28 protein-coding genes are annotated in these 25,614 nt (G+C 74.0%); 13 read left to right on the forward strand and 15 right to left on the reverse strand.

The window, feature by feature from the left end; all coding sequences use genetic code 11:
- Window positions 1-4: 4 nt before the first annotated feature.
- The 3 genes from ACQP04_RS15995 to ACQP04_RS16005 form a co-directional block, all read right to left on the reverse strand.
- Window positions 5-1,075 (reverse strand): ABC transporter permease, encoded by a 1,071-nt coding sequence (locus ACQP04_RS15995; protein ID WP_433507821.1) that lies wholly within the window; start codon window positions 1,073-1,075, stop codon window positions 5-7.
- 70 nt (window positions 1,076-1,145) lie between these two features.
- Window positions 1,146-2,123: a substrate-binding domain-containing protein gene (locus tag ACQP04_RS16000; RefSeq protein WP_433507822.1), complete on the reverse strand. Its 978-nt coding sequence runs from the start codon at window positions 2,121-2,123 to the stop codon at window positions 1,146-1,148.
- Window positions 2,124-2,171: 48 nt separating this feature from the next.
- Window positions 2,172-3,059 (reverse strand): Cgl0159 family (beta/alpha)8-fold protein, encoded by an 888-nt coding sequence (locus ACQP04_RS16005; RefSeq protein ID WP_433507823.1) that lies wholly within the window; start codon window positions 3,057-3,059, stop codon window positions 2,172-2,174.
- A gap of 184 nt (window positions 3,060-3,243) precedes the next feature.
- Here ACQP04_RS16005 and ACQP04_RS16010 point away from each other — a divergent pair, with 184 nt between their 5' ends.
- From ACQP04_RS16010 to ACQP04_RS16025, 4 genes are all read left to right on the forward strand, one after another.
- Window positions 3,244-3,999: a GntR family transcriptional regulator gene (locus tag ACQP04_RS16010; RefSeq protein WP_433507824.1), complete on the forward strand. Its 756-nt coding sequence runs from the start codon at window positions 3,244-3,246 to the stop codon at window positions 3,997-3,999.
- A 39-nt stretch (window positions 4,000-4,038) separates the two neighbouring features.
- On the forward strand, window positions 4,039-5,079 hold the full coding sequence (locus ACQP04_RS16015) for an LLM class flavin-dependent oxidoreductase (RefSeq protein ID WP_433507825.1): 1,041 nt from the start codon (window positions 4,039-4,041) through the stop codon (window positions 5,077-5,079).
- An 85-nt stretch (window positions 5,080-5,164) separates the two neighbouring features.
- On the forward strand, window positions 5,165-5,338 hold the full coding sequence (locus tag ACQP04_RS16020) for a hypothetical protein (RefSeq protein WP_433507826.1): 174 nt from the start codon (window positions 5,165-5,167) through the stop codon (window positions 5,336-5,338).
- A 139-nt stretch (window positions 5,339-5,477) separates the two neighbouring features.
- On the forward strand, window positions 5,478-6,236 hold the full coding sequence (locus tag ACQP04_RS16025; RefSeq protein WP_433507827.1) for a DUF3152 domain-containing protein: 759 nt from the start codon (window positions 5,478-5,480) through the stop codon (window positions 6,234-6,236).
- Between the two features lie 60 nt (window positions 6,237-6,296).
- On the opposite strand, the gene ACQP04_RS16030 is transcribed toward ACQP04_RS16025, so the two are convergent.
- Genes ACQP04_RS16030 through ACQP04_RS16050 form a run of 5 tightly spaced genes read right to left on the reverse strand, consistent with a single transcriptional unit; the run spans window position 6,297 to window position 11,268 of the window.
- Window positions 6,297-7,634 carry an ABC transporter substrate-binding protein gene (locus tag ACQP04_RS16030; RefSeq protein WP_433507828.1) on the reverse strand — a complete coding sequence of 446 codons (1,338 nt, stop codon included), beginning with the start codon at window positions 7,632-7,634 and terminating at the stop codon, window positions 6,297-6,299.
- Window positions 7,634-8,773 carry a branched-chain amino acid ABC transporter permease gene (locus ACQP04_RS16035; protein WP_433507829.1) on the reverse strand — a complete coding sequence of 380 codons (1,140 nt, stop codon included), beginning with the start codon at window positions 8,771-8,773 and terminating at the stop codon, window positions 7,634-7,636. Before ACQP04_RS16035 ends, ACQP04_RS16030 begins: the two co-directional genes overlap by 1 nt.
- Entirely contained in the window at window positions 8,773-9,651 is an 879-nt protein-coding gene (locus ACQP04_RS16040; RefSeq protein ID WP_433508376.1) for a branched-chain amino acid ABC transporter permease, read from the reverse strand. Before ACQP04_RS16040 ends, ACQP04_RS16035 begins: the two co-directional genes overlap by 1 nt.
- A 58-nt stretch (window positions 9,652-9,709) precedes the next feature.
- Entirely contained in the window at window positions 9,710-10,441 is a 732-nt protein-coding gene (locus ACQP04_RS16045) for an ABC transporter ATP-binding protein (RefSeq protein WP_433507830.1), read from the reverse strand.
- A complete protein-coding gene (locus ACQP04_RS16050; protein ID WP_433507831.1) occupies window positions 10,438-11,268 on the reverse strand; it encodes an ABC transporter ATP-binding protein in 831 nt (276 codons plus the stop codon). The genes ACQP04_RS16045 and ACQP04_RS16050 overlap by 4 nt, the downstream gene beginning before the upstream one ends.
- A 219-nt stretch (window positions 11,269-11,487) precedes the next feature.
- On the opposite strand from ACQP04_RS16050, the gene ACQP04_RS16055 reads away from it, so the two are divergent.
- On the forward strand, window positions 11,488-12,828 hold the full coding sequence (locus ACQP04_RS16055; RefSeq protein WP_433507832.1) for a PucR family transcriptional regulator: 1,341 nt from the start codon (window positions 11,488-11,490) through the stop codon (window positions 12,826-12,828).
- A gap of 64 nt (window positions 12,829-12,892) precedes the next feature.
- On the forward strand, window positions 12,893-13,645 hold the full coding sequence (locus ACQP04_RS16060; protein WP_433507833.1) for an HAD family hydrolase: 753 nt from the start codon (window positions 12,893-12,895) through the stop codon (window positions 13,643-13,645).
- On the opposite strand, the gene ACQP04_RS16065 is transcribed toward ACQP04_RS16060, so the two are convergent.
- The 3 genes from ACQP04_RS16065 to ACQP04_RS16075 form a co-directional block, all read right to left on the reverse strand.
- Entirely contained in the window at window positions 13,597-14,124 is a 528-nt protein-coding gene (locus tag ACQP04_RS16065) for a flavin reductase family protein (protein WP_433507834.1), read from the reverse strand. The two genes, ACQP04_RS16060 and ACQP04_RS16065, sit on opposite strands and share 49 nt — an antisense overlap.
- 354 nt (window positions 14,125-14,478) lie before the next feature.
- Entirely contained in the window at window positions 14,479-15,540 is a 1,062-nt protein-coding gene (locus tag ACQP04_RS16070; protein ID WP_433507835.1) for a sigma-70 family RNA polymerase sigma factor, read from the reverse strand.
- 309 nt (window positions 15,541-15,849) lie between these two features.
- The gene (locus tag ACQP04_RS16075; RefSeq protein WP_433507836.1) at window positions 15,850-17,115 is read right to left on the reverse strand and encodes an alpha/beta fold hydrolase; all 1,266 of its coding nucleotides are present in this window, start codon (window positions 17,113-17,115) and stop codon (window positions 15,850-15,852) included.
- Window positions 17,116-17,372: 257 nt separating this feature from the next.
- Between ACQP04_RS16075 and ACQP04_RS16080 the strand changes: the two genes are divergently transcribed.
- The 3 genes from ACQP04_RS16080 to ACQP04_RS16090 all read left to right on the forward strand — a co-directional run bounded on the left by ACQP04_RS16080 (window position 17,373) and on the right by ACQP04_RS16090 (window position 20,145).
- The gene (locus ACQP04_RS16080) at window positions 17,373-19,178 is read left to right on the forward strand and encodes a PHA/PHB synthase family protein (RefSeq protein WP_433507837.1); all 1,806 of its coding nucleotides are present in this window, start codon (window positions 17,373-17,375) and stop codon (window positions 19,176-19,178) included.
- 55 nt (window positions 19,179-19,233) lie between these two features.
- The gene (locus tag ACQP04_RS16085; protein WP_037050506.1) at window positions 19,234-19,677 is read left to right on the forward strand and encodes a helix-turn-helix domain-containing protein; all 444 of its coding nucleotides are present in this window, start codon (window positions 19,234-19,236) and stop codon (window positions 19,675-19,677) included.
- Between the two features lie 159 nt (window positions 19,678-19,836).
- Entirely contained in the window at window positions 19,837-20,145 is a 309-nt protein-coding gene (locus tag ACQP04_RS16090) for a hypothetical protein (RefSeq protein WP_433507838.1), read from the forward strand.
- A gap of 8 nt (window positions 20,146-20,153) precedes the next feature.
- Here the strand turns inward: ACQP04_RS16090 and dtd are convergent, their stop codons facing one another.
- Together dtd and ACQP04_RS16100 are read right to left on the reverse strand one after the other, a co-directional pair.
- Window positions 20,154-20,579: a D-aminoacyl-tRNA deacylase gene (gene dtd / locus ACQP04_RS16095; protein ID WP_433507839.1), complete on the reverse strand. Its 426-nt coding sequence runs from the start codon at window positions 20,577-20,579 to the stop codon at window positions 20,154-20,156.
- Window positions 20,576-22,084, reverse strand: coding sequence for a DUF7059 domain-containing protein (locus ACQP04_RS16100; RefSeq protein WP_433507840.1), 1,509 nt, complete (start codon window positions 22,082-22,084; stop codon window positions 20,576-20,578). Before ACQP04_RS16100 ends, dtd begins: the two co-directional genes overlap by 4 nt.
- A gap of 54 nt (window positions 22,085-22,138) precedes the next feature.
- Between ACQP04_RS16100 and ACQP04_RS16105 the strand changes: the two genes are divergently transcribed.
- The 3 genes from ACQP04_RS16105 to ACQP04_RS16115 all read left to right on the forward strand — a co-directional run bounded on the left by ACQP04_RS16105 (window position 22,139) and on the right by ACQP04_RS16115 (window position 23,743).
- A complete protein-coding gene (locus ACQP04_RS16105) occupies window positions 22,139-22,711 on the forward strand; it encodes an HhH-GPD-type base excision DNA repair protein (RefSeq protein ID WP_433507841.1) in 573 nt (190 codons plus the stop codon).
- A gap of 89 nt (window positions 22,712-22,800) precedes the next feature.
- Complete coding sequence (locus ACQP04_RS16110) at window positions 22,801-23,235, forward strand: ArsR/SmtB family transcription factor (RefSeq protein WP_433507842.1); 435 nt, start codon at window positions 22,801-22,803, stop codon at window positions 23,233-23,235.
- 166 nt (window positions 23,236-23,401) lie between these two features.
- A complete protein-coding gene (locus tag ACQP04_RS16115) occupies window positions 23,402-23,743 on the forward strand; it encodes a DUF3099 domain-containing protein (RefSeq protein WP_433507843.1) in 342 nt (113 codons plus the stop codon).
- A 13-nt stretch (window positions 23,744-23,756) separates the two neighbouring features.
- On the opposite strand, the gene ACQP04_RS16120 is transcribed toward ACQP04_RS16115, so the two are convergent.
- Complete coding sequence (locus ACQP04_RS16120) at window positions 23,757-24,668, reverse strand: pseudouridine-5'-phosphate glycosidase (protein ID WP_433508377.1); 912 nt, start codon at window positions 24,666-24,668, stop codon at window positions 23,757-23,759.
- 10 nt (window positions 24,669-24,678) lie between these two features.
- Between ACQP04_RS16120 and ACQP04_RS16125 the strand changes: the two genes are divergently transcribed.
- Window positions 24,679-24,930 (forward strand): DUF3039 domain-containing protein, encoded by a 252-nt coding sequence (locus tag ACQP04_RS16125; protein ID WP_433507844.1) that lies wholly within the window; start codon window positions 24,679-24,681, stop codon window positions 24,928-24,930.
- On the opposite strand, the gene ACQP04_RS16130 is transcribed toward ACQP04_RS16125, so the two are convergent.
- Entirely contained in the window at window positions 24,927-25,583 is a 657-nt protein-coding gene (locus ACQP04_RS16130; RefSeq protein ID WP_433507845.1) for a TetR/AcrR family transcriptional regulator, read from the reverse strand. The two genes, ACQP04_RS16125 and ACQP04_RS16130, sit on opposite strands and share 4 nt — an antisense overlap.
- Between the last annotated feature and the right edge of the window lie 31 nt (window positions 25,584-25,614).

Below are 25,614 nucleotides of genomic sequence, written 5' to 3' on the forward strand. Positions count from 1 at the left end.
ATCCCTACTTGCGCCGCGAGGCGGAGTTCTTGACGTACAGGTTGAGCAGGACCGCGAGCAGGAGCATGACGCCCAGGAAGGTCTTGAACCAGTTGGGGTCCCAGCCGGCGTAGACGATGCCCTGGGTGGTCATGCCGAAGATGAACGCGCCGATCGCCGCGCCGATGGCCGAGCCGTAGCCGCCGGTGAGCAGCGCGCCGCCGACGACCGCGGCCACGATGTAGATCAGCTCGTTGCCCACGCCCAGGCCGGCCTGCACGGTGGAGAAGTTGAACAGCAGGTGCTGGCCGAGGAACCAGGCGCAGAACGCCACGCCCATGAACAGCCCGATCTTGACCTTGGCCACCGGGACACCGACCGCGCGGGCGGAGTCCTGGTTGCCGCCGACGGCGAAGATCCAGTTACCGGTCTTGGTCCGCAGCAGGATCCAGGTGGCGACCAGCGTGAACAGGATCCACCAGAACACCGAGACCTTGACGTTGACGAAGCCGAGATTGACGTCGGCGGCGAAGATCGCCTTGGCCGAGTCGAACCCGTCGAGGTCGGAGATGTTCTGGGTGGCCACCGCGCCGGTGAGCAGCTTGGTCACGCCGAGGTTGATGCCCTGCAGCATGAAGAACGTCGACAGGGTGATCAGGAAGCTGGGCAGCTTGGTCTTGATCAGCAGCCAGCCGTTGGCGAAGCCGATGGCCAGCGCGATGACCAGCGAGGCGAGCGCGCCCACCCAGGCGTTGAGCGAGAACTGGTAGCTGATCATCGACGAGGCCAGCGCGGCCGTGGTGACCTGGACGCCGGAGGAGAGGTCGAACTCGCCGCCGATCATCAGCAGCGCCACGCCGAGCGCGACGATGCCGATGGTCGAGGCGGAGTAGAGGATCGTGGAGAAGGCCTCGGCGGTGCGGAAGGGCGGGGCGATCGCGAAGAAGAACACGAAGATCGCGATCGCCGCGGCGAGGGAACCGACCTCGGGCCGGGAGAGGATGCGCGCGCCGAGGGAACGCTGCACGCGCACGGGCTCGGTACCGGTGGAGGGCGTGGACGGGGGCGACGGCGGGGTCGCGACTGGTGAGCTCATCGCTGGACGCTCCTGGATCGGGTCCCGTCCGTGGGGGCCGCCGGGTGGCGGCCCCCACGGACGGATCGGGTCAGCGGGTGTTCTTCGCCGCGTAGTCGGCGATCTTGCTGATGTTGGTGTTGTCGACGAAGGACGGGCCGGTGAGCACGGGCTTGCCGCCGCCGAGGTCGTTGCCGTTGGTCAGGTTCAGCCACAGCGACTGGACGGCCATGTAGCCCTGGACGTAGGGCTGCTGGTCGACCGAGAACAGGATCTGGCCGCTCTGGATGGCCTTGGCCACGTCGGCGTTGAGGTCGAAGGTCACGACCTTGGCCTGGCTGCCGGCGTCCGTCTTGGCCTGCAGCGCGGCGAGCGCGTACGGCGCGCCGAGGGTGACGACGTCGGTGATCGACGGGTCCTGCTGCAGCTTGGCCCCGATGGTCTGCTGGACCGACGGCAGGTCGGCGCCGTTGACCTGCAGGTTCTCCGTGCTCGGGAAGCTCTTCTTCACGCCCGCGCAGCGCGCCTCGAGCGCCACCGAACCCTGCTCCTGGACCACGCAGAGGGCCTTGCCGCCGCCGGCCTGGGCGAGCCGCTGGCCGGCAGACTGGCCGGCCAGGTCCTCGTCGGAACCGAAGTACATCGGGATGTCGTACTTCTGGTACTCGTTGATGCCCGAGTTGAACGCCACGGTCGGGATCCCCGCCTGCACGGCCTTCTGGGCCGCCGGCCCGACCTGGTCGGCGAACGCGAGGGTCACGGCGATGCCGTTGACCTTGGAGTCGATGGCGTTCTGGACCAGCGTGGCCTGCTGGCCGGCGTCGTTGTTGTTCGAGTACTTCAGGTCGACGTTGAGCTCGCTGGCCGCCTGCTCGGCGCCCGCCCGGATCTTGTCCCAGAACGAGTCGCCCGGCTGCTCGTGCGTGATCATCGCGATCGTGTAGCGCTGCGCCGTGGCGTTCGTGTTGCTCTGCTGCGCACCGCCCTGGCTGCTGCAACCGGCCGCGACGAGCGCCGCTCCCGCGAGGGCCGCCACGAGGGCGACGACCCGCTTGCCTGATCGGAACATCCTTGTCCTTCCCGAACTCTCAACGGTGAGTGGTGTGGTGCGGTGCTTCTACAGCAACCGGACCGCGGCGTCGACGGCCCCCGAGACGTCGTCATCCGGTGGGTACAACAGGGACCGGCCGACGACCAGCCCCTGCACGGTGGGCAGGGCGAGCGCCTTGCTCCATGTCGCGAAGGTGGCCTCCTGGTCGGCGGCCACCTCCCCGCCGAGGATCACCGCGGGGAGGGTGGTCGCGGCCATCGCCCGCGCCATGTCCTGCCCGCCGTCCCCGACGATCGGCACCTTCAGCCAGGTGTAGGCCGACGTGGTGCCCAGACCTGCGGCGACGGTCATCGCCCGGGTCATCGCTTCCACGGTGAGTTCGTTGCGGACCCGGCCGTCGATACGGCGGGACAGGAACGGTTCGACCATGGCCATCAGGCGGTGCCCGGCGAGGCCGGACACCGCACGCCCGCAGGACTCGAGCGTGGCGACGCTGGCCGCGTCGTCGGCGTCGATCCGCAGGAGCATCTTGCCGCCCTCGAACCCGGCGGCGGCGATGCTCGCGGGGTCGTAGGCGGTGAAGCGGTCGTCGAGCTCGAAGGCGGTGCCGGCCAGGCCCCCGCGGTTCATCGAGCCGACGACGACCTTGTCGTCGAGGGCGCCCAGCAGGAGCAGGTCCTCGAGGACGTCCGGCGTGCCGAGCACGCCGTTGACGCCGGGGCGGGACAGGGCGAGCGCCAGCCGGTCGAGCAGGTCGGCGCGGTCGGCCATCGCCATCGGGCGGTCGCCCGCGCCGAGCGCACCCCGGGCGGGGTGGTCCGCGGCGACCATCATGAGCCGGCCGTGCTCGCCGAAGGGAGAGGCGGGGCGACGACGGGCGGCGGCGGCCTCGGCCACGGCGTCGGGCCGGTGCGCGCGGGTGCGCACGAGGGCCGACAGCACGGCCTCACGCACCGAGTCTCACGAGCCGCATCGCCACGTGTCCCTCCGCCGGGTGGCACCCGGCAGCCGTTGCCGGGTCAGTGATCGAATTCGTTGTGACTCCGAACACCGGGGATAGGTGTACGCTCGTCAGCGCTGTACGTCAATGGTTTGTCCTGACATATTTTGTCAGGACATGGAAAGGAGCGGTGACGGAGTGGACCGACAAGCGAGCGGAGCGTTGGTCCCGGACGTCACCCTCGACCGGACGAGCCCCGTGCCGCTCTACTACCAGGTCGCGACGAGGCTGCAGCAGCAGATCGAGGAGGGCGACATCCCCGTCGGCTCCCGGCTGGAGAACGAGGTCGAGCTCGCCGACCGGCTCGGGGTCTCCCGGCCGACGATGCGCCGCGCCATCTCCTACCTGGTCGAACGCGGGATGCTCGTGCGCAAGCGCGGCGTGGGCACCCAGGTCGTGCACCCCAAGGTCCGCCGCCCCGTCGAGCTGTCGAGCCTGTACGACGACCTGCTCAAGAGCGGACAGGCGCCGCGCACGGAGATCCGGGAGTTCGAGGTGCGGCCCGCCCCGGACCAGATCGCCGAGGCCCTCGGGATCCCGTTCGGCGCCGAGGTCACATGGATCGAGCGGCTGCGCTTCGCCGGCGACGAGCCGTTGGCGCTCATGCACAACGCCGTGCCCGTCGACGTGATCCGGCTGCGCCGGGAGGACCTGGAGCGCAACGGGCTGTACGACCTGCTGCGCGGCGCCGGGCACGTCCCGCGCATGGCGAACCAGGTCGTCGGCGCGCGGGTGGCGAGCGCGGGGGAGGCCCGGATCCTCGACGAGGCCCGCGGCGCGCCGCTGCTCACCATGACCCGCACCGCCTGGGACGCCGCGGGCAAGGCCGTCGAGTACGGCTCGCACCTCTACCGCGCCAGCCGCTACTCGTTCGAGCTCAACCTCACCAGCTGACGCGGGAAGGTTGAACCCGCAATCAGCGTTGCGCGGGGCATGACGACGAAGATCGGGTTCCTGTCCTTCGGGCACTGGCAGGACGCGCCCGGGTCGCGGACCCGGTCGGCCGCCGACGCCCTGCGCCAGTCGATCGAGCTCGCCCAGGCGGCCGAGGACCTCGGCGTCGACGGCGCGTACGTGCGCGTCCACCACTTCGAGCGGCAGCTGGCCTCACCGTTCCCGTTGCTGTCCGCCATCGCCGCGCGGACGGACCGGATCGAGATCGGCACCGGCGTGATCGACATGCGGTACGAGAACCCGCTGTACATGGCGGAGGAGGCCGCGGCCACGGACCTGATCAGCGGCGGGCGGCTGCAGCTCGGTGTGAGCCGGGGGTCGCCCGAGATCGCGCTGAACGGCGCGGAGTCCTTCGGGTACCGCCCGGGCGACGGGCAGACCGCGGCCGACCTCGCCCGCGCGAAGACCGAGCTGTTCCTCGCCGCGATCGACGGCGCCGCGGTGGCGACCACGGACCCGCAGCGCTCCGGGGTGCGGGCCGGGCTGGCGGTCCAGCCACAGGCGCCGGGCCTGCGCGAGCGCATCTGGTGGGGCTCCGGTACGCGGGGGACCGCGGTGTGGGCCGCCGGCCAGGGGATGAACCTGCAGAGCTCGACCCTGCTGTCCGAGGACACGGGCGAGCCGTTCGACCGGCTGCAGGCCGAGCAGATCCGCGCCTACCGCACCGCCTGGGTCGAGCACGATCACGGGCGCACGCCGCGGGTCTCCGTGTCCCGCAGTGTGCTGCCGGTGACCACCGACCTCGACCGCCGGTACTTCGGGACCCACGGCGAGGGCGACCAGGTGGGCCTGCTCGAGGGCGTCCGCGCCCGGTTCGGGCGGACCTACGTCGGCGAGCCCGACCTGCTCGCCGCCGAGCTCGCCGCCGACGAGGCGGTCCGCGAGGCCGACACGGTGCTCTTCACCGTGCCGAACCAGCTGGGCGTGGAGTACAACGCTCACATCCTCGAGACGATCGTGCGGCACGTCGCGCCGGCCCTCGGCTGGTCGGGAGCCGCCGTCGGAGTTCCCCAGAACTGACGATGTGAGCTGGGCCGGTATCTGAAACACGTCCGGGCCCGCCGCCGTTGACACTGCTGGAACGTTCAAGCACACGAGGAGCGAGATGAGTGAGCGAGTGCGTGCGCGGCTGCGGCTGCTGCACGACGAGTACGTGTCGGCGGTCAACTCCGCCGTCGAGGAGGGCCGCGAGGACCTGGTGGAGCGGCTGGTGGCCGACTACCCGGACGCCGCGCTGCGGATCATGGCCGAGCACGGCGAGGTCCGGCGCGCCGCCTGACGGGCACCGCCCGCCGGTCACGATCATGTGAGACGCGGTGGTGTCCGCGCGCCGACGGCCCGGTGATGGCAGGCTCCCCGCCGTGCCATCACCTGGAGCGGCGCCCGTTCCGACCGTCCGCCCGCGGAGCGGACGGGTAGTGGCGCTCCTGTGCCTCCCCTTCCTGGTGGCCTGCGCCCAGCCGGGCGTGAACCAGCTGGCCGCGGACCCGGCCGACCGCACCGCGACGACCTCCGCGGCGGCGCCACCCCCCACGGCGACGCCCTCGGCGGCACTGGCCGCCCAGAGCACCCCCCTGCCGACCACGCCGAGCCCCACCCCGACGACCCCGGCCCTCCCCACGGACGACGTCGAGGCCGGCCTGACGGCGCGGGAGGTGCCCACCGACGGGAGCGGGAACCTCGTCGTGGTGCCGGGCTCGACGCCCGCGCCGGGACCGGCTCCGGTCCGCACCCTGAGCGTCGCCGTCGAAGCCGGGCTCCCCGTCGACCCCGGGGAGTTCGCCGGCTTCGTGATGACCACGCTGAACGACCCGCGCGGCTGGGGTGCCGGTGGCACGCTCTCGTTCGCGCGCACGGACGGCGAGGCCGCCATCCACCTGGTGCTCGCCACCCCGGGCACCACGAACCGGCTCTGCGCCCCGCTGGACACGGCGGGCGAGGTGTCCTGCCGCAACCAGGACCTGGTGGTGCTCAACTTCCGGCGCTGGGTGGAGGCGACCGCGGAGTACGCCGACAACCCCACGGGCTACCGGCAGTACCTGGTCAACCACGAGGTGGGGCACGCCCTGGGCCACGGGCACGTCACCTGCCCCGGGCCGGGGCTGCCCGCGCCCGTCATGCAGCAGCAGACCCTCGGCCTGCACGGCTGCACCCAGAACAGCTGGCCGAACCCGTGACGGGCCGGCCGGGGTGCGCGTCCCCCGGCCGGCCCCTCACGCTCCTCCCGACAGGTGCCGTCAGGCCCCCGGGTTCGTCGGGATCCCGTTCGGCGGCACGGGCGTCTCCCCGGCGGTCTCGTCCTCGATCGGGGCGTCGCCGTTGCTCGTCGTGCGCACCGGCGTGAGCGCCTTCGTGGTCTGGCCGGTGACCTGCACGACCTTCACCCCGGACATCCCGCTGTGCTTGTCCGCGGTGAACCGGTAGGGCGCGGCCCACGGACCCTGGAACTGCGTGCCGCCCTTCTCGATCGCCTCGACCAGCCCCTGGCGGGTCGGGTTCGGCCCGGCCGCGAGCATCGCCTGGACGAACGCGTAGCCCTGGGACATGCCGAAGATCCGGAAGTTGGACAGGGCGCCGCCGTCGCCGTGCGCCCTCCAGATCGCGTCGAACTGCGCGGTCCACGGGTCCGCCGGGTTGTCCGCCCGCGGCAGGTACTCGTCCGTGATGATCCCGTTCAGCAACGCGCTGTCGGTGATCTGGCCCTGCGAGAACCGGCCGAGCAGGGACCCGACCAGCACCGGGTCGGCGCCGATGTTGCTGTAGACCCACTGCGGCTTGTAGTTCAGCTTCAGCCCCTGCAGCTGGGTCAGCGCGGTGTACGAGGGCACGTTGAACCCGATCACGAGGTCGGCGTTCGCGGCCTGAAGGGCCGACATCTGCGGACCGATGTCGGTGTTGCCCGGGGTGTAGCGCTCCACCGCCACGATCTGCTTGTCGAGGTACCGGCGGATGCCCCGCTCGGCGTCCGTGCCGACGTCGTCGTTCTGCAGGAAGAGGCCGACCCGCGCCTGCGGGAAGGTCTTGGCGACGTGGTCGGCGAGGATCTTGGCCTCGACCTCGTAGTCCGGCTGCCAGCCGAAGGTCATGGGGTGCTTCTGCGGCTGGTCCCACAGCAGCGAGCCGGAGGAGACGAACAGGTCGGGCACGCCCTCGGTGTTGAGGAAGTCCACCACGGCGCCGTGGGTCGGGGTGCCGAGGCCGCCGAGGATCGCGAAGACCTGGTCCTGCAGCACCAGCTCGTTGACGACCTGGCTGGTCTGGGTGGGGTTGTAGGCGTCGTCGCGGAAGACGTAGTCGATCTTCCGGCCGTTGACGCCGCCGTGCGCGTTGACCCAGTCGAAGTAGGCCTTGGTGCCGGTCGGGATCTCGCTGTAGCCCGGCGCGGCGACCCCGGTGAGCGGGAAGTGCGAGCCCACCTTGATCGAGTCGGCGGTGATGCCGACGGTCGAGCCCTCGCTCTGTCCGCCGCCGCCCGAGCCGGAGTCGGGCCGCCCGCCCGCCCCGCACCCCGCGAGCGCCAGGACGGCGCCGAGGGCGAGGGCCACCAGCGCCCGCACCCGCCTTGACCTGCGCATCAGGACCTCCCTGTCCTCTCCTCCGGCGCCTCGGCCGGAGCGGTCGTGCGTGCGCGCCACCGGGCGCGCACGGTCCCCACCACGCCGCCGGGCGCGAGCAGGATGACGAGGATGAGCACCGCGCCGTAGACGAAGGGCGCCAGCTGCGCGGACTGCACGTCGCTGAGCCCGGCCGAGGCGCCGAGGTTGGTCACCGCGGGCGGCAGGAACACCAGCAGCGCGCTGCCCAGCACGGCGCCGAACAGGCTGCCGAGCCCGCCGAGGACCACCGCCGTGAGCAGCGAGATCGACAGCACGATCGTGAAGCCGGTCGGCGCGGCGAGGCGGACCACGACGCCGAGCACGCCGCCCGCGAGCCCCGCGCAGGCCGCGCTCACCGTGAACGCCAGCACCCGCACCGGGCTGAGCCGGATGCCGGCCAGCTCGGCCGCGACCTCGTCGTCGCGCACCGCGCGCCAGATCCGGCCGATCCGGCTCGCGGCCAGGTTGGCCAGGAGCAGGAACGCCACGATCGCGACGATCCAGCCCACGTAGGCGAGGTACTTGGCGCTGCTGGTCTCGTTGGCGGACAGGAAGTAGACGGCGTCGGCGAACCACTCCGGGGCGCGCGGCGACGGGACCGCCAGGCCCTGTTCGCCGCCGAGCGCCTCGTCGAAGTGGATCGCCAGGCCGGGCACCGCCACCGCGAACGCCAGTGTGGCGCCGGCCAGGTAGGGGCCCTTGAGCCGGGACGCGGCCGCACCCACGATCACGCCGACCACCGCCGTGACGCCCGCGGCGATCACCAGCACCACCAGCAGCGGGATCCCGGCCGGCAGCAGCAGGCCGGTCGTGTACGCCCCGACGGCCATCAGTGCGCCGTGCCCGAGCGAGATCTGCCCGTTGAGCCCGGTCAGGACGGTCAGCCCCGCGGCGGCGATCGCGTAGTACGACATGGTCGCGAACTGGGAGTTGCGGAAGGGGCCGGTGAGCTCCAGCAGGAGCACGACGACGACCAGCCCGACGAGGGCGAGCAGGGCGTGCCGGGCGAAGGTGGCCCGGGGCCGCAGGCGGGCGGCGAGCCCCGCCCAGCGGCCCTGCTCGCGGCCCGACCGCGGTGCCGAGCCGGCCTTCTCCGTCGGCCGCACCGGGGTGGCCATCAGACCCTCCGCGCCGCGGTGCGGGCGAAGAGGCCCTGCGGCCGGACCAGCAGCACCGCCACCAGCACGGCCAGGGCGGCCAGCGGCACGAGGTCGGCGCCCACGTACCCCGTGACCAGCGCGAGGATCACGCCCATCGCCAGCCCACCGACGACGGCGCCGCCGGGGGAGTCGAGCCCGCCCAGCACGGCGGCCACGAAGCCGTTGACGATCACCGTGTCCATGTACGCCGGCCACACCAGGCTGCCGCTGGCGATCAGCACGCCCGCCAGCGAGCCGACCAGAGCGGCCAGCGCCCAGCCGAGGGTGAGCATCCGCCCGACCGGCACGCCGAGCAGCCGGGCGACCTCGCCGTCGAACGCCGAGGCGCGCATCCGCAGGCCGACGTCGGTGAACCGGAACAGCGCGACCAGGCCCAGCAGCACCACGGCGACCGCGCCGATCGTGATCAGCATGCTCGGGGTGAGCGCGACCGTCACGCCGCCGATCGAGAAGCCCTCGAGCCCGGCCGGGGCCGGGAAGGACCGGAACTGGGCGCCGAACAGGATCGACGCGAGCGCCTGCAGCGCCACGAACAGGCCGAGGGTCACGATCACCGCGCCCAGCTCGTTGTGCGGCCCGACCCGGCGCACCACCACGCGCTCGACGCCGGCGCCCAGCACCAGGCCGCAGGCGAGGGCCACGAGCAGCCCGATCCACCAGCTCCCGGTCGACTCGACGACCAGCAGCGCGAGGTAGGTGGTGAAGGCGGCCATCGCGCCCTGGGCGAAGTTCACCACCCGGGTCGCCCGCCAGATCAGCACCAGGGCCAGTGCGAACGCGGCGTACACCGCGCCCTGGCCCAGGCCGGTGAGCAGGGTGTTCACGAACTGCAGCACGGGTCTCCTCCCGTCGTGCGGGTCGGCGGCGTGGTCGGCGGCGTGGTCGGCGGCGTGGTCAGAAGCCCAGGTAGGCATGCCGGAGGGCGTCGTCGGCGGCGAGCTCGGCGGCCGGGGCGCTCGCCACCACCCGGCCGAGGTTCAGCACCACCCCGACGTCGGCCACCGACAGGGCGCTGCGGGCGTTCTGCTCGACGAGCAGCACCGCGAGCCGGGACCCCTCGACCCGCTCGCGGAGCAGTTCGAAGATCTGGGAGACGACCCGCGGGGCCAGGCCCAGCGAGGGCTCGTCGAGCAGCAGGACGTCGGGCCCGCAGGCCAGGGCGCGGCCGATCACCAGCATCTGGCGTTCGCCGCCGGACAGGGTGTGGGCGTCGCGGCGGCGGCGCTCGGCCAGCGGCGGGAACATCGTGTAGACGTCGTCGATCGCGGTGTCGGTGCGCCCGCGGGCCTTGCCCAGCAGCGCGCCGAGCCGCAGGTTCTCCTCGACGGTGAGCTCGGTGATCACGCCGCGGCCCTCGGGGACGTGCGCGATCCCGGCGCGGGCGATCTTCTCCGGCGCCGCCCCGGTGAGGTCGACGTCGCCGGCGTGCACGCTGCCGGACCGGGCGGGGACCAGGCCGGAGACCGTGCGCAGCAACGTGGTCTTGCCGGCGCCGTTCGCCCCGAGCACGGCGGTGATGTGGCCCGGCTCGGCGGCGACGTCGACACCGTCGAGCGCGGTGACGGGGCCGTACCCGGCGGTCAGGCCGGTGACCCGCAGAGCGGCGGTGGTGGCGGGCGCGCTCACCGGTGGGCCTCCTCGCCGAGGTAGGCCGCGACGACGGCGGGGTCGTCTCGGACGTCGTCGGGCGGGCCTTGGGCGACCACCTTCCCGAAGTCCAGCACGGTGATCCGGTCGCACACGCTCATCACCAGGTCCATGTGGTGCTCCACCAGCACCACGGCCATCCGGTCCGCCAGTCCGCGCAGCAGGTCGCCCAGCTCGTCCATCTCGTCGCCGCCCAGCCCGCTCGCCGGCTCGTCGAGCAGCAGCAGCTCGGGCTCGGCGACCAGCGCCCGGGCCAGCGCGACCCGCTTCTGCACGGGGTAGGGCAGGCTGCCGGGCAGCTGGTCGGCGTGGTGCGCCGCGCCCAGCTCGCCGAGCGCGGCGAGGGCCCGCTCGCGCAGCGCCCGTTCGTCCCGGTCCGAGCGGCGCAGGGCCAGCAGGCCGGAGAGGAACCCGGCGCGACGGTGCCGGTCGGCCCCGACCATGACGTTCTCGGCCACGGTGAGCCCGCGGAAGAGCCCGACGCCCTGCAGCGTGCGCGCGATCCCCATGCCGGCCAGCTGGTGCGGGCGCAGCCGGCGGACCGCGGCGCCGTGCCAGCGCAGGGTGCCGGAGTCCGGCCGCACGAAGCCGCAGCAGACGTTGAACAGGGTGGTCTTGCCCGCGCCGTTGGGGCCGATCACGCCGTGCACGCCGCGGGGTGGAACGGCGAGGGAGACCTGGTCCAGGGCGACCAGTCCGCCGAACCGCACCGAGACGTCGTCGACGGCGAAGAGGACGTCGTCGCCGCCGCTTCCCGCGGTGGGGGAGCCGGGACCGGGGGCGGGATCGGCGGGCGGTGCGGTCACTTGCGGGCCTCCCGGGCTGCGACGGCGGTGTCGGGCGGGGTGCATGGCGGGACGGGCATCCGGTTACCCGAGGTGAGCGGGATCACTCGGACGGGGATCCAGATTGGGCGCCGCGACCAGCGAAGGCCATGGGCGCGGCGCCCAGGATCCGTGTCCGGATCCTGGGCGGAACGCCCGAATGGGTGGACGGCCCGTTGTGACCTGTTGCACAGTGGCCGGGTGCGTCCCGTCGACGAGGAGCGGCGCGCCCCGGGCCGCCGCGCCGACCACCCCGGGGCCGACCGGCGCGGGACCGAACGCCACCGGACCGTCCGGGACCTCGACGAGGCAGCCGACGAGGCGTTGCGCGTGCTGGGCGCCGCCCTGTTCGACGAGCTCGACGCCCTCGCCGACCGGCTGGCCCTGAGCGTCCTGCGGCACGAGCGCTGCTACCTGGAGCTCGACCTGGTCGACGAGCTGCGCCAGGCCTGCCGCGTGAACCTGTTGCGCGGCATCGAGGTGCTGGCCGACGCGGTGCCCGACGGCGTCGACCCCGGCGACACCACGCGGGAGACCGGGCGGCAGCGGGCGCGGCAGGGCGTCCCGCTCGAGGCCGTGCTGCACGCCTACCGGCTCGGCTGCCGCATCCTCTGGGACGCGCTGCGCACGGCCTCGCGGACCCGGTTCGACGGCGCCTACGACGCCGGCCTGCTCGACGCGGCCGGGTTCGTGCTGCGCACCAACGACGGCAGCTCCGCGCTGCTCGTCGACGCGTACCGCCACGAGGAGCACCGGATGCGCGGCCGGGACCTCGGCCGCCGGCGCGCCACGCTCGACGCGCTGCTGGCCGGGCGGGGCCGCGATCCCGGCTTCGCGCGCGACGCCGCGGCGATCCTCGGGCTGCCGTCCGGCGGGCCCGTGCTGTGCGTGGTCGGCGGGATCGACCGGGCCGGGTGCGACCCCCTGCGGGACCCGCACGAGACCCTGGCCGCGCACCGGATCGCCTCGTTCTGGATGCTCCGCGAGGACGAGCTGGTGGGGCTGGTCGCGCCGTCGCCGCGACGGGCGGGGGAGGTGCCGCGGATCCTGGAGGCACAGGTCGCCGGGCGGGTGGGACTGTCCGCGGCCGTCGCGGACCTCGGCGCGGCCGACGCGGCCTACCGGATGGCCCGGACCGCGCTGCGTACGCTCGCCGGGCCGGGCCTGGCGGTGCTCGACGACCGGCTGCCCGAGGCGCTGCTCGCCGACAGCCCCGAACTGCTGCCGCGGGTCCTCGACGCCGGGCTCGGCGGGCTGCCGGCGCTGCCCGAGGCCGACCGCGCGGTCCTGCTCGAGACGCTGGAGGCGCTGCTCGCGCACGGCGGCTCGCCCACGCACGCGGCGCAGGCCCTGTTCTGCCACCGCAACACCGTGATCTACCGGATGCGCCGGATCGAGGCCGTGACGGGGCGGCGGATCTCCGAGCCGCGCGACCGGCTGCTGCTCAGCCTGGGGGTGATGGCGGCCCGCACCGCCGGTGCCGCCGGGCCGGACGCGCCCGCCCCCGGCCCCGACCAGGACGGGGACACCCGCGGGAGGTGAGCCGTTCACCCGGGCGCCGCCCGCCGTCCGCCCGCCGCTCACCCGGGCGCGATGGAGTGCTCCGATGCGGTTGGCGGTCCTCGACCTGGTGGGCACCACGATCGTCGACGGCGGCCTGGTCCTCGACGCGGTCCGGCGCGGCCTCGTGTCGGTCGGCGTGCCGGTCGTCGGCCCGCGGTTCCCGGCTCTGCAGCGGCAGGCCCGCGCGACCACCGACCGGCCGGTCCTGCGGGTCTTCGCCGACCTGCTCGACGGCGACCTGCGGCGGGCGCGGCTCGCGGCCGACGCCTACGAGGCCCACCTGCGGGACGCCGCGGCGCAGGGCCGGGTGCGGCAGGTGCCGGGGGCGGGGGCGGCGATCGCCGCACTGCGCGAGGCCGGCACCACGGTGGCGCTGGCGGGCGGGCTCCGTGCCGAGACGCGGGACGTGCTCGTCGCCCGCGCGGGCCTGGCCGCCGACCTGCTGTTCGCGCCGGCGGACGTCGGCGGGCGCGGGTGGCCCGAGCCGGACCTGGTGCTGGCCGCCGCCAAGGCGGCCGACGCCGAGCCCGCGGACTGCGTGGTCGTGGCGGACTCGACGGCCGGGATGGCCGCCGCGGCGCGGGCGGGCGCCGGGCTGGCGCTGGGGGTGCAGAGCGGGGCGCACACGCCCGCGCGACTGCGGGCGGCCGGAGCCCACGACGTCCTCGAGTCGGTCGTGGAGCTCCCGGCGCGGCTCGGCCTACCCCAGCCGCCGGCGGCCCGGCGCCGGGGTGCGGGGCCGGACGGTCAGCTGGTCTCCTCGGACTCGCTGACCGCGGGCGGGGTGATCCCGTAGCCGCCGCGGTAGAACAGCAGGGGCAGCCGGCTGGCGTCGGCGCCGAGGTCCGAGACCCGGCCGAGGACGACGGTGTGGTCGCCGCCGTCGTACTCGTTCCACAGGGTGCAGTCGATCCAGGCGCTCACGCCCTCGAGCACCGGGGAGCCGGAGGGAGCGGAGTTCCAGGAGACGCCGGCGAACTTGTCCGTGCCGGAACGCGCGAACCCGTTGCTGTACTCCTGGTGGTCCTCGGCGAGCACGTTCACGCAGAACGACCCCACCTCGCGGATCCGCGGCCAGGTGGAGGACGTGCGCGCGGGGGAGAAGGAGATCAGCGGCGGGTCCAGCGACAACGAGGCGAACGACTGGCAGGTGAAGCCCAGCGGCCCGTCCGGTCCCTGCGCGGTGATCACGACGACGCCCGACACGAAGTGCCCCAGGACGTCGCGCATCGCCTCGGGGGTCACCGGCTGGGGAGTCTCCGTCGTTCTCGGCATGCCCCGAGCCTAGGCAGCGACCGGCCGGATCTCCATGCCTCGCGACAGGGCGGTGTGACACACCCCGCGCGGGCGGCGGGCGAGATCCACCGATCGGGCCCGCCTGTCGCCGGGGCCCGGGACGGGGCCGGTCCCAGAATGATCACCGGCCGGCGGCGTCACCGCTCGTGGGGAGCCCGGTGGGCGGCGTCGGCCCCGTCCGCGTGGGGCCCGTGCGGCCCGGCCACGGACGCGACGCGGCCCCGTACCCGATCGGGGTGCGGGGCCGCGTGCGCCGTGTGTCGATCCGCTGTGAAGGGGATCAGCGGAGTGCCCCTCGTTCGAAGGGGCCTCGGCTTCGGGGCCGACGGGTACTCAGCTGGCGTAGGCGCGCAGGCGGTCCGCCCGCTCGCCGACCCGCAGCTTCGCCATGACCTCGCGCTCGATCTGGCGCACCCGCTCGCGGGAGAGCCCGAAGCGGCGGCCGATCTGGTCCAGCGTGCGCGGCTGGCCGTCGTCGAGGCCGTAGCGCATCCGGATCACCGCCTGCTCGCGCTCCTCCAGGGTGCCGAGCACCCGGCGCAGATCGTCGTGCAGCAGGTGCGAGATGACCGTGTTCTCGGCGTCGGCCGCCTGGTCGTCCTCGATGAAGTCCCCGAGCGGGGCCTCCTCGTCGCTGCCGACCGGCATGTCGAGGCTCACCGGGTCCCGCGCGTGGTCGAGCAGGTCCGCGATCTTCTCCTCGGGCAGGCCGGACTCGGCGGCCAGCTCCTCGTGGGTGGCCTCGCGGCCGAGGCGCTGGTGCATGTCCCGCTTGATCCGGGCCAGCTTGTTGACCTGCTCCACCAGGTGCACGGGCAGCCGGATGGTGCGGGCCTGGTCGGCCATGCCGCGGGTGATCGCCTGCCGGATCCACCACGTGGCGTAGGTCGAGAACTTGAAGCCCTTCGCGTAGTCGAACTTCTCGACCGCGCGGATCAGGCCCAGGTTGCCCTCCTGGATGAGGTCGAGCAGCGGCATGCCGCGACCCGTGTAGCGCTTGGCCAGCGAGACGACCAGGCGCAGGTTCGCCTCGAGCAGGTGGTTGCGGGCCCGCTCGCCGTCCCGCAGCACGGCCCGCAGGTCGCGGGCGTAGGCGGCGTCGAGATCGCGGCCCTCGGCGCGCGCGGTGTCGAGCACGTGCGTCGCGAAGACGCCGGCCTCGATGCGCTTCGCCAGGTCGACCTCCTCCGCCGCGGTGAGCAGCGCGGTCTTGCCGATCCCGTTCAGGTACACGCGGACCAGGTCCGCGGCCGGGCTCTGCGCGTCGAGATCCTCGGCGGTCAGCTCCGGACGCACGGTCTCCTGGACCTCGTCAATCGTCTCCTCGGTGACCTCCTCCGGCGCCTCGGGGGACGCCGGGGCCGCCGTGGTCCGCCCACGCACCGGCTTCTTCACGGCGCCGGAGCGCGAGGACGAGGTACGCTGGCCGGGAACGCGAGCCGGCGCGCGGCGCCGGGTGGGCGCCGTCGCGGAATCGCTACCGGTGCTCCGGCGTGCGGATCCGGTGTGTGCAGGGTCCAGTGCGGGATCCACCGTCGGTGCCACTGTCATGGACGTTCCTCCCCTAACGCGACCCGGGCGGTTCGCCGGTGGGAAAGGCCCTCCGCCGGGGTTCTACAGGGTTGAACGCACGGGTGCGGATAAACGTTCCCGGCTCCGCGCATCCGCCGTGCGGGTGACGGATGCCGGGAACGTCCCCCCGCGTCAGGCGACGCCCGAGATGCCGCTCGTCGAGAGCGCACGGACCTCCGCCATGAGCGCCGGCCAGTCCCGGTGCAGGGCGTTTCGCCCGGTGAACAGGCCCAGGTGGCCGCCCGCCGCCACCCGCTTCGTGATCGACTCCGCGGGCGTGGACACGTGGTCGGCGATCGCGAACAGCTGCGGCGGCGGGGTGATGTGATCCGTGGCACCCGCGAGCAGGAACAGCGGGCAGGAGATCGCGTCGAGCCGGGCGGGCCGTCCGTCGACCTCGAGCTCGCCGCGCACCAACCGGTTGCGCCAGAACAGGTTCTCGACCAGCCAGAGGTAGAACGCCCCCGGGATGTCCTGGGTGTGCTTGAACCAGTCCTCGAACACGCGGTAGCGCTGCACGTGGGCGGGGTTGTCGACGTCGGCCAGCAGCCGCAGCTGGCGGCCGATCTCCGCCTGGGGCTGGATCATCACGAAGTTGGCCAGCACCGCGGCGCCCGCCATCGTGCCGCCGTTGGCCGCGACCAGGGCCCGGTACGGCGCGAGGCCGAACTTGCCGGCGAGGGCCTGCGTCGAGGCCGCGATCACCGAGTCGCCCGCGTGGAAGTCGATCGGGGCGCCCGCCAGCGTCAGCGTGTGCACGCGCTCCGGGTGCAGGGTCGCGTAGATGGTGGCCAGCCAGCCGCCCTGGCAGTCGCCCACCAGGTTGGCCCGCCCGCCCATCCGGCGGATGGAGCGGTCGACGACCTCGATGTAGTCCGTGATGGTGACCCGCTTGGTCGCGGGCGTGGCCGGGCGCCAGTCGAGGGAGTGCAGCCGGGTGAGCCCGGACTCGCGCAGCGCGGTCAGCTGGCTCTGGCCCGGCGCGAAGTCGACGACCGTCGAGCTGTGCCCCGCCTGGGGCGGCAGTACCAGCGTGGGGACGACGGGGTCGGCGCGGTCCTCGTCCGCGGTGAAGTCCCGCAGCAGCGCGAAGTCCGTCTCGAGCGTGATCCGGTGCGGGAGGTGCCAGCGCGGCTCCGCCCGGTCGAGCACGGTCGTCCACCACAGGCCCGTGCGCGCAGGGGCCGACCACGGGCGCCGGGCGAGCGACCACCAGGCGGCGCCGGCCGCCTTGCCGGCCTCGGCCAGGCTGCGGGCCGCCGTCTCCGTGCCGTAGCGGAGGAGGAACCGGTAGGGGTGTTCGGCGGCGGGGCCGCCGACCGGGGTGCCCGCGAGCTCCTCGGTGCCGATCCGCTCGAGGGTGCTCTCGCCCGTGTCTCCGGACAGCGCGCTGGTCATAGGTCGTCTCCCATCGCCGGTGATGTCGACCGTCGTGTGCTACTCGACGGTAAGTCGTGATGGGGATCCCGAGCAACTGGGGACCTACCCGGGAGTAGTGCTTGCTATGCCAAGCGCAGGTGACGGGGCTTACGAAGTGACGTGGATCTGTCGCCCCCCGCTACCGGGGAGTACCCCCCACCATGGTGCGACCGCCTGCCGGAGAGCCCGATCGGCCCGGGGCGGGCACAAGCCGTTCAAGGGGGAGGCCACCGCCGATGACGTCCAGGAAGACACTCGCAGCAGTCCCGCCGGCCGCGGGCGCGCCCGGAACGGACGCGCCGTCCGACCGGGCACGGGCCGAGGAGCGTGCGCGCCGGGTGGTCGGCTCGGTCGCGGACGCGGTGAAGGAGCGACTCGACCCGCGCGCCGTCGCCGCCCGTCTGGACCCGATCGGTTTCGTGCCCGCGCTCGCGGACGCGGCCAAAGCGGTCGCCACCCACCCCGGCACCGCCGCCAAGGTCGGCCTCGGCTGGGGCCTCGACGCGTCCCGCGCCGGTGCCGTCGGGGCGCTGCGCGCGGTCGGGGCGACGACGGCCGGCCCGGCCGTGCTCTCCGAGCGCGACCCGCGCTACAAGGACCCGGTCTGGGAGGAGAACGCCTGGTACTGGTTGTGCCGCCAGGAGTACACGCTCCTCGCCACCCGGCTCCGCGAGCTGGCCGGGGCCCTCGAGCTCGAGCCGGTGACCCGGCGCAAGATCGACTTCCTGGTCGCGCAGCTCATCGAGGCCGCCGCGCCGCCGAACTGGCCGGCCGGCAGCCCGGGCATGGTGCAGAAGGCCTTCGAGACCGGCGGCCGCAGCCTGGTCCGCGGCGCCCGCAACGCCCTGCGCGACCTCGTGCAGAACCGCGGCCTGCCCCGGCAGAACACGCCGGGGGAGTTCGTGGTGGGCGAGCACCTCGCCTCCACCCCCGGCAAGGTGGTCTACCGCAACCGGCTGATCGAGCTGATCCAGTACGCCCCGCAGACCCCGCAGGTCCACGAGATCCCGCTGCTCATGAGCCCACCGTGGATCAACAAGTTCTACATCATGGATCTCGCCCCGGGGCGCAGCCTCGTGGAGTGGGCCGTGCAGCACGGACACACCGTGTTCATGATCAGCTACCGGGACCCGGACTCGACGCTGCGCGACCTGACGGTGAGCGACTACCTGCTCGAGGGGCCGCTGGCCGCGCTCGACGTCGTGCAGGAGATCACCGGTGCGCCCAAGGTCAACGTCGCCGGGCTGTGCCTCGGCGGGACGATCGCGGCGTCGATGCTGGCGTGGCTCGCGGCCCGCGGCGACGACAGGGTCAACAGCCTCACCCTGATGAACACCCTCCTGGACTTCACCGGCCCGGGCATCCTGGGCGTGTTCACCGACGAGGACACCGTCGCTCGGCTCGAGCGGACCATGCGCAAGGACGGGTACCTGCCCGCCTCGAGCATGAAGATGACCTTCGACCTGCTCCGCGCCACGGACCTGCTGTGGCGCTACGTCGAGGCCAACTGGCTGCAGGGCCGCGACCCCGAGCCGTTCGACATGCTCACCTGGAACGCCGACTCGACCCGGATGCCGGCCGAGATGCAGGCCGAGTACCTGCGCACCTGTTACATCCGCAACGAGCTTGCCGAGGGCAAGCTCGAGCTCGCCGGCGAGCGGCTGGACCTGCAGAACGTCCGCCAGGACGCCTACGTCATCACCGCCGAGCGGGACCACATCGCGCCGTGGGAGTCGGTCTACCTGGGTGCGCGCCGGCTCGGCGGCACCGTGCGGTTCGTGCTGTCGAACTCCGGGCACATCGCCGGGGTCGTCAACCCGCCCTCGCCGAAGTCGCGGCACTGGTTCACCGAGCAGTCCGAGCTGCCGGAGACCGCGCAGGACTGGCGCGACGACGCCACCGAGCAGCGCGCGAGCTGGTGGGAGGACTGGGCGAACTGGGCCGAGCAGCACGGCGGCGACAAGGTCGCCCCGCCGTCGCTGGGCTCCGACGCGCACCCCCCGCTCGGCGACGCGCCGGGCACCTACGTGCTGCGGAGCTGACGTCCGGCCGACCGGGGCCGCGACACCGCGGCCCCGGATCGGGAAGACTGGGGGCATGACGACGGGTGGCGGTGCCGGTCCGGCGGAGGACCGGGTGCGGGACGGGGGCTGGTCCGATCAGGTCAACGCGCTGGGGGGGTTCATCCGCGCCCAGCGCCAGATGGCCAAGCTCTCGCTGCGCGAGATGGCCTCCATGACCCGGGTCTCGAACGCCTACCTGAGCCAGGTGGAGCGCGGGCTGCACCAGCCGTCGCTCAAGGTGCTGCACTCCATCGCCGACGCGCTGCACCTCAACACCGAGCAGCTGCTGCAGCAGGCCGGCTGGGGCGGGGGCGCCGGAGCCGGTGCCGCCGCGGCGAACGGCCGCGCCGAGGCCGCGGCCGACGAGGCCCCCGCCGGCCCGTGCTCGGTCGAGGAGGCCGTGCGCGCGGAGTCGCGGCTGACCGAGGAGCAGAAGACCGCGCTGCTCGGGGTGTACCGGAGCTTCCTGGAGTCCTGACCGCGCGCCGGCCGGGCCGTGACCCGGCCCACGACCAGGTCTGATTGACATACTTAACGCTGCTGCGTAGTTTAGGTAGCGCGACGCCGATCGGCGTGCGCCACCAGAACTCTCCGAGACACCCGCCCCGCACGAAGGGGCAGAGGAAGGGAGGCCGGGATGGCCGACACCAGCGAGAAGCTCACCGACTTCGCCAAGCGCGGCCAGGAGGCCGTCAGCTCCGCGTTCGACGCCTGGACCGACGCCGTCGGCTCGCTCACGTCGTTCCGCCCCTCGGCGGCCGAGGCGCAGAGCCTGCTCGACAGCTCGTACGGCGCGGCGGAGAAGGTCCTCGCCAGCCAGCGCGACTTCGCCAAGAGCGTGCTCGAGGCGGGCGTGCAGGTCGTCGAGACCGTGGGCGAGCAGGCGGACAAGGTCTCCGCCAAGGCCCGCACCACCGCGGCCCGCAAGACCACGCCGACCGTCTGACCTGCCGGTCAGGTCTCGACGATCACCGTGAACGGGCCGTCGTTCACCGACGCGACGGCCATGGCGGCGCCGAAGCGGCCCGTCTCCACGTGTGCACCCCGCGCGCGCAGGGCGGCCACCACGGCGTCGACCACCGGCTCGGCCACCTCCGGCCGGGCCGCGGCGGACCACGAGGGCCTGCGGCCCTTGCGGGTGTCGCCGTAGAGCGTGAACTGGCTGACCACGAGCAGCGGGGCGCCCGCGTCGGCACACGACCGCTCGCCCTCGAGCAGCCGCAGCTCCCAGAGCTTGCGTGCCATCCGCTCGACGTCCTCGTCGCCGTCGGTGTGGGTCACACCCAGCAGGACGAGCAGGCCCTCGCCCTCGATCGCGCCGACGGTCCGGCCGTCGACGGTGACCGAGGCGCCGCGGACCCGCGAGGCGACCGCCCTCACCGGGCGGCCCCGGCGGGGAGCAGCACGCCGTGCCGCACGAACTCGCGGACGGCGGGCAGGGCGGCCTGCACCAGGGCGTCGACCGGGCGGTCGTGGGCGAAGGACAGCAGCGTGAACAGCTCCGCCAGGGGCAGCGCGCCCGAACACCCCGCGAGCAGCGCGGCGGCGGGCTCGTCGACCTCGTGCCGCCACTGCGGCCCGTCGGCGAGCACGACCGCCGCGCCCGCGTCGGACCAGCCCTCGTCGCCGGCCACGGCGTAGCGCTCGAGGGTCGCGCTCGGCGAGAGCGTGAGCCGGGCGCCCAGCAGCGCCTCGTCGCGGGCGTGGTCCCGCAGCCAGTCGACGCGGTCCAGCCAGCCCGCCATCTCGGCGTTCAACGGGTCGGCGAGCTCGCCGGGCAGGTCCTCGACCACGACCTCCGGGGTCCGCCCGTCGGGCACCGTGCGCAGCAGCAGGAACCCGAACCCCACGGCCTCGACGCGCTCGGCCTCGAGCCAGTCCAGCCAGGCCGCCGCCTGCGCGCGGGTGGCCGGCGCCGACGGGTCCAGGCCGGCGTCGCGCTGCCAGGTGCCCACGTGCAGCGCGGGGTCGGTCACCTCGCGCTGCACGATCCACGCGTCGCAGCCCTCCGGGACCCACGACCGCACCCGGTCCGGCCAGTCCTCGCCGCGGACGTGCAGCCACGAGCCGAGCAGCTGGGCGCGCCCGCCGGGCCGCAACCGGGCGGGGAGGTCGCGCAGCAGCCCGGCCAGGGCGGCGTCGCCGGCCTGGCCGGAGTCCCGGTAGACGTACTCGACCCGTGCCGGGCCGGGCACGAACGGCGGGTTGGAGACGATCGCGTCGAACCGCCGGTCGGACACTGGCGCCAGCCAGGGGCCCTCGACGAGGTCCACGTTGCGCACGCCGGACAGCGCGAGCGTGGCCCGCGCCGTCGCCAGGGCCCGCGGCGCGACGTCGGTCGCCGTGACCCGCCCGGAGAACCGGCTCGCGTGCAGGGCCTGCACCCCGCATCCCGTCCCGAGGTCCAGGGTGTCCCGCACCGCCGTCCGGACCAGCGACGACGCCAGCGTCAGCGACGCCCCGCCGACCCCCGTCACGTGGTCGCGGTCCTGCCGCGCCGCCGGCGTGTCCAGGTCGGACAGGACGTACCAGAGAGCCTCGCCGCCGGCGTCCTCCTCGCCGTAGGGGCGCAGGTCCATCGCCGCGCGCACGCCGTCGGGCGTCCGGGCGAGCAGCCCGCCCGCGACGAGCGCGTCGAGCTCGGGCAGCGGCGGCGCGGGCTCGGTGCCGCCCAGGAGGAACAGCCGGACCAGCGAGCCGAGGCCGCCCGCCTCGCGGGTGGCGCGGGCGGCCGCCTCCGGCTCCCCGCGGGTGAGGGCCGCGTGGGGCCCCGCACCGAGCAGGTCGCGCACGCCGGTGGTGGTGAAGCCCTGCTCCAGCAGGGTGTCCCGCAGCCGGGCGCAGAGATCGTCGGGCAGTGCCGGGGAGGGAGCGGCGGCGTTCATCGGGACCATCCTCACCGATGCCGGTTCGCGCAGGTCACCCGGTACCGTGGCCTGGTGCTGAGCATCTCCCAGGACGCCGCCGCCGACGCGCTCCTCGATCGCGACCCGCTGGCCCTGCTCACCGGCATGCTGCTCGACCAGCAGATCCCCATGGAGCGGGCGTTCGCCGCGCCCGCGGAGCTGGCCCGCCGGCTCGGCACGGAGACCCTCGACGCGCGGCAGATCGCCGGGTACGACCCGGAGAAGCTGGTCGAGGTCTTCGCCGAGAAGCCCGCCCTGCACCGGTACCCGCGATCGATGGCGGGCCGCGTGCAGGCACTGCACCAGGCGATCGTCGAGCGCTACGACGGCGACGTCACCGGCATCTGGTCCGACGCGACCGACGGCAGGGAGCTGGTTCGCCGGCTGTCGGCGCTGCCCGGGTTCGGCACCCAGAAGGCGCAGATCTTCGTGGCGCTGCTCGGCAAGCAGCGCGGGGTCACACCGGAGGGGTGGCGCGAGGCCGCCGGCAGCTACGGCGAGGAGGGCTCGTTCCGGTCCGTGGCCGACGTCCGCGACCCCGGGTCGCTGGAGAAGGTCCGCGAGTTCAAGCAGGCGGCCAAGGCGGCGAAGAAGGCCGGGAAGTAAGCGGGGGAGCAGGCGGCGGAGTGGCGGACCGCGGGGTGCGGCGCGGGACACGCCCCGCACCGTGATCGCTCCGCAGTAGCATCGACCCCGTGCACAAGGTCCCGACCGACCGCCGCGAGATGCGGGTCATCGACCCGGATCAGGTGTGCGACGCGACGGCCGTGCTCGCCGACACCGAGCAGGTCCAGCACGCGGCCACCGTCCTCGACGCGCTCGGCGAGGTGAACCGGCTCTCGATCCTGCTGGCGTTGCAGCACGCCGGCGACCTCTGCGTGTCCGACCTCGCGGTCGCCGTCGGGATGAGCGACAGCGCCGTCTCGCACGCACTGCGGCTGCTGCGGGCGCACGGCATGGTCACCGCGCACCGGGAGGGCAGGCTGGTGCGCTACCGCATCTCGGGCGGGCTGGCGAAGCGGCTGCTCGAGGTCGTGTCCGAGGAGGCCGTGGGGCCGGTGCGGCTGCACGCCCACGGCGCCCACGACGAGTCCGACGGCGCCGGTCCCGAGCCCGGGCGGGCGGGCTGACCCGGTCGACCGGTCACCGCTCGAGCAACGCCGATCGGGGTAGGTCGACCGTCGCCTGTGGGCCGACGGGGTGGTCCGTCCGGGGAGTGTTGCGCAACGCAATCCGCTGCCGGGTCGACGCGCGTACCGTCGGGGCGAGTGACACGATGGGGAAGGAGGTGGTCCGGTGACGACCGAACCCAGTCGCTCGACGGGACGGGACTCCGATCCCGTGCTCATCACGGATGCGCAGCGCTCCTACGAGGAGGAGCTCGCCACCCGGAAGCGACGCTACAAGATCATGATGGGGATGCGCATCCCGTTCATGATCCTCGCCGCCGTCTTCTACCACATCCCGTGGCTCGCGGTCACGCTGCTGGTCATCTCGATCCCGCTGCCGTGGATCGCGGTGCTCATCGCGAACGACCGGCTGCCGCTGAAGACGGAGAAGGTCAACCGGTACCGGGGCGAGCGGCTCGAGCTGGAGTCGAAGGAACACCCGGTCATCGAGAGCGGCAACAACACCTGAGCGGCCCGCCGGCTCAGCCGGCGAGCTGCACGGCGACCTGAGCGGCGAGGCGGGCGTTCGCGCGGACCAGCGCGACGTTGGTGGCCAGGCTGGCGCCGTCGCTGGCCGCGTGGAAGTGCTCCAGGAGCGCGGGCGTCACGTCCTTGCCGGTGATCCCGCGCTCCGCGACCAGTCGCAGGCCCTCGGCGAGCAGGCGGTCGTGCAGGGCGGCGTCGAGCTCGTCGGCCTCGGGCACGGGCTGCGCGAGCAGCATCCCGGAGCCCGGGCCGAGCACCGTGTGCGCCCGCCACGCCGCCGCGGCCTCGCCGGCGGACTCGACCCGCCAGGGGACGGGGAAGCCGGCGTCGCGCCGGTAGAAGCCGGGGAAGCGGTCGGTGCGGTAGCCCAGCACCGGCACGGACGAGGTCTCCAGCACCTCCAGGGTGGCCCCGACGTCGAGGATCGACTTCACCCCCGCGGACACCACCAGCACGGGCGTCACGGCGAGGGCGGGCAGGTCCGCGGACACGTCCCAGGTCTCGCGGGCGTCGCGGTGCACCCCGCCGAGCCCGCCGGTGGCGAAGACCCGGACCCCGGCCAGGGCGGCGAGCCGGGCGGTCGCCGCGACGGTCGTCGCACCGGAGCCGCCCAGTCCGGCGGCGACGCCCAGGTCCCGCACCGACAGCTTCTCCAGCCCGCCGGCGCACACCCGGTCCAGCTCGGGAGCCTCCAGACCGACGTGCGGGCGCCCGTCGAGCACCGCGATCGTCGCCGGCACGGCCCCCGCGGCCCGCACCTCGGCCTCCAGCTCGTCGGCCACCTCGCGGTTGCGAGGTGCGGGCAGCCCGTGCGCCAGGAGCGTGCTCTCCAACGCGACGACGGCACCCCCCGATCCCAGTGCGGCGCGGACAGCGGGTGAGAGCACGAGGTCGGGCACGTGGGGCATCATGGAGCACATGCCCACCCAGACGCTGCCCGACGTCGAGACCCGGCCGCAGGGGACCGACTCGACCGGCTCGGACGAGCCGAAGATGTTCCACTACGTGAAGAAGTCCAAGATCGCCGAGAGCGCGGTCCTGGGCAACATGGTGGAGGCGCTGTGCGGGGAGCGGTTCCCGGTCACGCGTTCGCCCAAGCCGGGCTCGCCGGTGTGCCCGGACTGCAAGAAGATCTACGAGGGCCTGCCCAAGGGCGACGGGGGCGACTAGGGACCCACGGGCAGGAGGCCGGCGAGGATCCTGCGGAGCGCGGTCGGCAGCGGGTCGCCGTCGGCCGGCCCCGGGTCGAGCGCGGCCAGGTGGGGATGGTTCCCCTGCGCCACGACGTGGGCCGCGAACCGGGCGCTGCGCATCGCGTCCACGGGGGAGGCCTCGGCCTGCGCGGCCGCGGCCACCACGGCCTGGAGCATGGCCAGGGCGACCAGCTTGTCGCCGTCGGGCGCGGGGTGGTCGGCGAGCACGGCGAGGACGTGCTCGGTGACGTCGAGCCCGCGCGGGCCGGCCACGGGCCGGGTGAGCACCAGCCCGGGCAGCCAGGGGTGCCGGCGGTGGATCTCCCGCGCCTGCAGGCCGACGTCGACCAGGTCGTCGAGCCACGCACCGGTCGGGGCGCCGAGCCGGTACTCGCCCGCGACGTGGTCGGCCATGAGGTCCAGCAGGTCCTCGCGGGTCTCGACGTACCGGTAGAGCGAGCCCGCGCCGGTGCCCAGCTCGGCCGCGACGTGGCGCATCGACACGCCGACGAGCCCGTCGCGGTCCGCCACCCGCACGGCCGCCTCGGTGATCTCGGCCCGGCTGCGGCCCGCCGGCCGCCCGACGCCCGAGCCCTCCGGGCGCATCCAGATCAGGTCCGGCGACGGCATGCGCACCTCCTTCGCGAACAGCGTACGCACT

The sequence above is a fragment of the Pseudonocardia halophobica genome, from assembly GCF_050948485.1.
GTDB lineage: Bacteria > Actinomycetota > Actinomycetes > Mycobacteriales > Pseudonocardiaceae > Pseudonocardia > Pseudonocardia halophobica.